This window comes from Micromonospora sp. NPDC002411 (genome assembly GCF_053592955.1).
In genome coordinates this window covers 21702-27701 of sequence record NZ_JBSFBM010000046.1, presented here as the reverse complement: position 1 = coordinate 27701, position 6000 = coordinate 21702, and the positions used below count along the sequence as shown (strand labels likewise).

The window sequence follows — 6000 nt, the reverse complement described above, 5'->3', positions numbered from 1 at the left end:
CGGACCAGTCGACGTGCGGTGACGGCTCGTCGGCGTGCAGGGTGCGGGGCAGCACTCCGGCCTGGAGCGCGAGGACGGTCTTGATGACTCCGCTGACACCCGACGCGGCCTGGGTGTGGCCGATGTTGGATTTCAGCGAGCCCAGCCACAACGGGTCGGTCCCGTCGCGGCCGGCGCCGTAGGCGGCGATGACCGCCTGCGCCTCGATCGGGTCGCCGAGGACGGTGCCGGTGCCGTGCGCCTCGACCACGTCGACGTCGGCCGGGGTGAGTCCGGCGTCGGCGAGGGCGGCCCGGATGACCCGTTGCTGGGCGGGGCCGCTCGGGGCGGACAGGCCGTTGGAGGCGCCGTCCTGGTTGATCGCGCTGCCCCGGATGACGGCGAGGACCTGGTGACCGTTGGCCTCGGCGTCGCGGAGCCGCTCGACGACCAGGACGCTGACCCCCTCGGCCCAGCCGGTGCCGTCGGCGTCGGCGCCGAAGGCCTTGCACCGGCCGTCGGCGGCGAGGCCTCGTTGCCGGCTGAACTCGATGAAGACCATCGGGTTGCCGATCACCGCGACACCGCCGGCCAGGGCGAGGTCGCATTCGCCCCGGCGCAGCGACTGGGCGGCCAGGTGCAGCGCGACGAGCGACGACGAGCAGGCGGTGTCGACGGTCAGCGCCGGACCTTCGAGGCCGAGGGCGTACGAGATGCGGCCGGAGATGACAGCTGTGGCGGTGCCGGTGAGCAGGTAGCCCTCGGTGCCCTCGGGGGCGTTCTGGACGCCGGCGCCGTAGCCCTGGCTGGACGCGCCGACGAACACGCCGGTCCGGCTGCCGCGCAGCGCGTGCGGGTCGATGCCGGCCCGTTCGAAGCCCTCCCAGGCGGTCTCCAACAGGAGCCGCTGCTGGGGGTCGGTGGCGAGCGCCTCGCGTGGGGAGATGCCGAAGAACGCGGCGTCGAACTCGGCGGCGTCGTGCAGGAAACCGCCGGAGCGGGTGTAGCTGGTGCCCGGGTGGTCGGGGTCGGGGTGGTAGAGGGCGTCGACGTCCCAGCCGCGGTCGGCCGGGAAGTCGCCGATCGCGTCACGACCGTCGAGGACCAGCTGCCACAGGTCGTCGGGGGTACGCACGCCGCCGGGCAGGCGGCAGCTCATCGCGACGATGGCGACCGGTTCGTCGGTGCCGGCGGTGGCCGTGGCGGGGCTCGCCGACGGGGCCGGTGCCGTGCCGGCCACCTCGTCGCGCAGCATCCTGGCGATGGCGTGGGCGTTCGGGTGGTCGAAGGCGAGGGTGGTCGGCAGCCGCAGGCCGGTCGCGGCGCAGAGCCGGTTGCGGAACTCGACGGCCGACAGGGAGTCGAAGCCGAGGTCGCGCAACGCCCGGTCCGGGGTGACGGCGGAGGCGTCGGCGTGCCCGAGGACCGCGGCGGCCTCGGCGCGGACCAGGTCGACCAGGAAGGTGTCCCGTTCGCCGGGGGTCATGCCGGCGAGTTGTTCACGCAGCCCGGCAGCCTGGCTGTCGTCGTCGGGGGCCGCGTTGGTCAGTGCGGTGCGGGCGTCGTCCAGGTCGGCGAGCAGGGCGCTGGGCCGTCCGACGGTGAACGACGGGGCGAAACGGTCCCAGCGCACGTCGGCGACCGTGACGGTGGCCTCGCCGAGCGCGACCGCCTGGGCCAGGGCGACGGTGGTCTGCTCGGGCGGCATCGGCGGCAGGCCACGGCGCAGCAGGTGGTCGGCGGTCTCCTGTTTGGTGGCCATACCGCCGCCGCCCCACGCACCCCAGGACACCGCGGTCGCGGCGCAGCCGCGGGCCCGGCGAGCCTCGGCGAGCGCGTCCAGGTAGGCGTTGCCGGCCGCGTACGCGATCTGCCCGCCGCTGCCCCAGGTGCCGGCGACCGAGGAGAACAACACGAACGCGTCCAGGTCGTCGGGCTCGCCGAAGAGCCGGTCCAGGTTCGCCGCGCCGGTGACCTTGGCGTCCAGCACGTGGGCGAACTCGGCGACTGTGACGTCGGCGATCGGCGTGTGCTGGGCGACGCCTGCGGTGTGGATGACCGCGCGGATCGGGTCACCGGCGTCGGCGCACTTGCGTACCAGTGCGGTGATCGCGTCGAGGTCGGCGACGTCGCAGGCGGCGACGGTGACGCGTACACCGGTCGCGGTGAGTTCCTCGGTCAGTTCGGCGGCGCCGGGTGCGGCGGCCCCGCGCCGGCTGGTGAGGACGAGGTGGTCGGCCCCGTTGCGGGCGAGCCACCGGGCGAGTTCGGTGCCGATGCCGCCGGTGCCACCGGTGACCAGGACGGTGCCGGACGGCTGCCAGGTCGGCGCGGTGCCGGCGGCGGCGCGGGTCAACCGGCGGGCGAGGACACCGGAGGGGCGTACCGCTACCTGGTCCTCGACCCCGTCGCCGACGGAGATGCCGGTCAGGACGGCGCAGAGCCGGTCGGCGGTGCGCTCGTCGAAGGTGTCCGGCAGGTCCACGAGACCGCCCCAGGAGGCGGACTGTTCCAGAGCCGCGACCCGGCCGAGTCCCCAGACGAACGACTGCGGCACTCGGCGTACCGGATCGGCCGGGCCGGTCGAGACCGCGCCACGGGTGGCGGCCCAGACCGGGGTCTGCGGATGGGTGTCGCGCAGGGCCGCGAGCAGGTCGGTGGTGGCGGCGGCGCCCCGGGTGAGGGCCCGGTGCTGGTCGGTGGGGCGTTCGTCGAGGGCGAGCAGGGACAGGACGCCGGCCGGGGCGGGGCCGTCCAGTGCCGCGCTGAGCTGCGCTTCGGGGGTGACGGTGACGGTCGCGCCGGCCCGGGTCATCCGGTCGGTGATCGTCGCGACCAGGTCCTGGTCGGTGCTGGTCGCGACCAGGCCCTGGTCGGTGCCCTCCGGTACGAGCAGCAGCCAGTCTCCGTCGAGTCGCGGCTCCGGCAGGTCGGTGCGCGGACGCCAGGTCACCCGGTAGCGCCAGGTGTCCAGGGCCCGGTGTTCGCGGCGTTCCCGGCGCCATTCGCCGAGGTGCGCCACGGCGTCGTTGAGGTGTCCCATGCCGAGACCGGTCAGGTCGCCGCCCTCGACGGCCGCCCAGAACTCGGCGTCGACCGGGTCGGCGGCGATTCGCTCGGGTGCCGGTTCCGGCCAGAACCGACGCCGCTGGAACGCGTAGGTGGGCAGGTCGACGCGGTGGGCTTCGGGCAGCACAGTGGACCAGTCGACGGTGGCCCCGGCGACGTGCGCCTCGGCGAGCACGCGGACGATGCGCCGCTGGTCGCCCTCGCCGCGTCGGAGCGTGTGCAGAACCGGGGTGGTGACCGTGTCGCTGATCCCGGCGGTGAGCACCGGGTGCGGGCTGATCTCGAGGAAGAGCCGGTTGCCGGCGGTGGCCGCGGCGGCGACGGCCTCGTCGAGGCGGACCGGGTTGCGCAGGTTGGCGTACCAGTAGGCGGCGTCGAGTGTGCCGCCGTCGGCGGCGCTGCCGGTGACCGTGGACAGGAAGGGCACCGACGCCGGGCCGGGGGTGATGCCGGCCAGTGCGGTGGTCAGGTCGGCCTCGACCGGCTCCACGGCGGCGCAGTGCGAGGCGTAGTCGACAGCGACCCGCCGGGCCCGGACGCCGGCGTTCTCGCATCGGATCAGGAAGGCTTCCACGGCGTCGGCCGGTCCGGCGACCACGACGGCGGACGGTCCGTTCACGGCGGCGATCGTCAGGCCGTCGGCCAGCAGGTCCTCGACGGTGCTCAGCGGGGCGGTGACCGAGACCATGCCGCCGGTGCCGGCGAGTCGGAGCAGGGCCCGGCTGCGCAGGGCGACGACCTTCGCGCCGTCGTCGAGGGACAGCGCGCCGGCCACGACCGCGGCGGCGATCTCGCCCTGCGAGTGACCGATCACGGCCGCTGGGGTGACGCCGTGGTCGCGCCAGAGTTCGGCCAGGGAGACCATCACGGCCCAGAGCGCCGGCTGGACCACGTCGACCCGGTCCAGCAGGCCCGGGTCGTCGGAGCGGAGCACGTCGAGCAGGTTCCAGTCCACGTGCGGGTGCAGGGCGGCCGCGCAGGCGGCGATCCGGTCGGCGAAGGCCGGCGCGGTGTCGAGCAGTTCGGCGGCCATGCCGCTCCACTGGGAGCCCTGGCCCGGGAAGACGAAGACCACCTCGGCGTCCGCGACGGCGGTGCCGGTGACGACGTCGGCGTCGGTGCCGCCGCCGGCGAGGGCGGCCAGGCCGTCGCGGTGCTGCGGGCCGAGGACGACCGCGCGGTGGGAGAGCGTCGAGCGGGCGGTACGCAGGGTGTGCGCGACGTCCTCCGGTGCACTCGCGACGCCGGGGCCGCCGAGGTGGGCGGCCAGCCGTGACGCCTGGTCGCGTAGTGCGTCGGCGGTGCCGGCGGAGATCAGCCAGGGAAGCTCCCCGGAGGCCGGGGTGACCGGCTCGGCCGGCTCGGCGGCCGGCGCCTCCTCCAGGATGACGTGGGCGTTGGTGCCGGACATGCCGAACGACGACACCCCGGCGCGGCGCGGCCGGTCCCCGGCCGGCCACCGACGCTCCTCGGTGAGCAGGCGTACGTTGCCGGCGGACCAGTCGACGTGCGGGCTGGGCTCGTCGACGTGCAGGGTCCGGGGCAGCGTCTCGTGGCGCAGCGCCTCGACCATCTTGATCACACCGCCGACGCCCGCGGCGCCCTGCGAGTGCCCGAGGTTGGACTTGAGGGAGCCGAGCCACAGCGGACGGTCCTCGGGCCGGTCCTGACCGTAGGTGGCGATCAGCGCCTGGGCCTCGATCGGGTCGCCGAGGACGGTGCCGGTGCCGTGCGCCTCCACGGCGTCCACGTCGGCGGTGGTCAGCCCACCGTTGGCCAGGGCTTGCAGCACGACGCGCTGCTGGGCGGGGCCGTTGGGGGCGGTGAGCCCGTTGGAGGCGCCGTCCTGGTTGACGGCGGAACCGCGCAGCACCGCGAGGACGGGGTGGCCGTTGCGCTGGGCGTCGCCGAGCCGTTCCAGCATGAGCAGGCCGACGCCCTCGGACCAGCCGGTGCCGTCCGCGGCGGCGGCGAACGACTTGCACCGCCCGTCCGGTGCGAGGCCACGTTGGCGGCTGAAGCCGATGAACGCGGTCGGCGAGGCGAGGATCGTGGCGCCGCCGGCCAGGGCCAGGTCGCACTCGCCCAGGCGCAGTGCCTGACCGGCGAGGTGTAGCGCGACCAGCGACGACGAGCAGGCCGTGTCCAGGGTGACGGCCGGGCCCTCCAGGCCGAGCAGGTACGCGACCCGGCCGGAGATCACGCTGGGCGCGGTGCCGGTGAGGAAGTAGCCCTCGCTGCCCTCGGGTGGGTTCTGCTGGAGGAGTGAGACGTAGTCCTGGGTGCTCGGGGTGCCGGCGAAGATGCCGGTGCGGGTGCCGCGCAGCTGGTGCGGGTCGATACCGGCCCGTTCGGTGGCCTCCCAGGCGGTCTCCAACAGCAGCCGCTGCTGCGGGTCCATGGCCATCGCCTCGCGCGGGCTGACTCCGAAGAACTCGGCGTCGAAGGCGGCCAGGTCGGGCAGGAATCCGCCGTCGCGGGTGTAGCAGGTGCCCGGGTTGTCGGGGTCGGGGTGGTAGAGCCCGTCGAGGTCCCAGCCCCGGTCGGTGGGGAACGCGCCGATGCCGTCGCGCCCCTCGGCGACCAGCTGCCAGAGGTCCTCGGGGCTGTGCACACCGCCGGGATAGCGGCAGGCCATTCCGATCAGGGCGATTGGCTCGGACCCGGCCGATTCCAGTTCCCGAATGCGTTGACGCGCCTTGTGCAGGTCGGTCGTGACCCATTTCAGATAGTCCCGGAGCGTTTCTTCGCTTGCCATACGATGCCACCTCTTCAAGGCAGAGCGACCCCGAATGAGCTGGGCCGGAATACGACGATCCGCAATCAGGACGCTATGGTCGCCCTGGTGGGCCAACAACCCCTGCGGGGTCGCGGCGGACCCTCGCGCGCCCCGACGGCACCCCGATACCGGCCAGCCGATAGGGGTAGGTAGGGGATATCTACGGGGGTGCC

General features: G+C 74.4%; 1 protein-coding gene. It reads right to left on the bottom strand.

Annotated features, from left to right (window positions below; all coding sequences use genetic code 11):
- The coding region (locus tag ACWCO3_RS08715) for a type I polyketide synthase (RefSeq protein ID WP_450009221.1) at positions 1-5806 on the bottom strand (5806 nt) is incomplete at its 3' end.
- Positions 5807-6000: the final 194 nt, after the last annotated feature.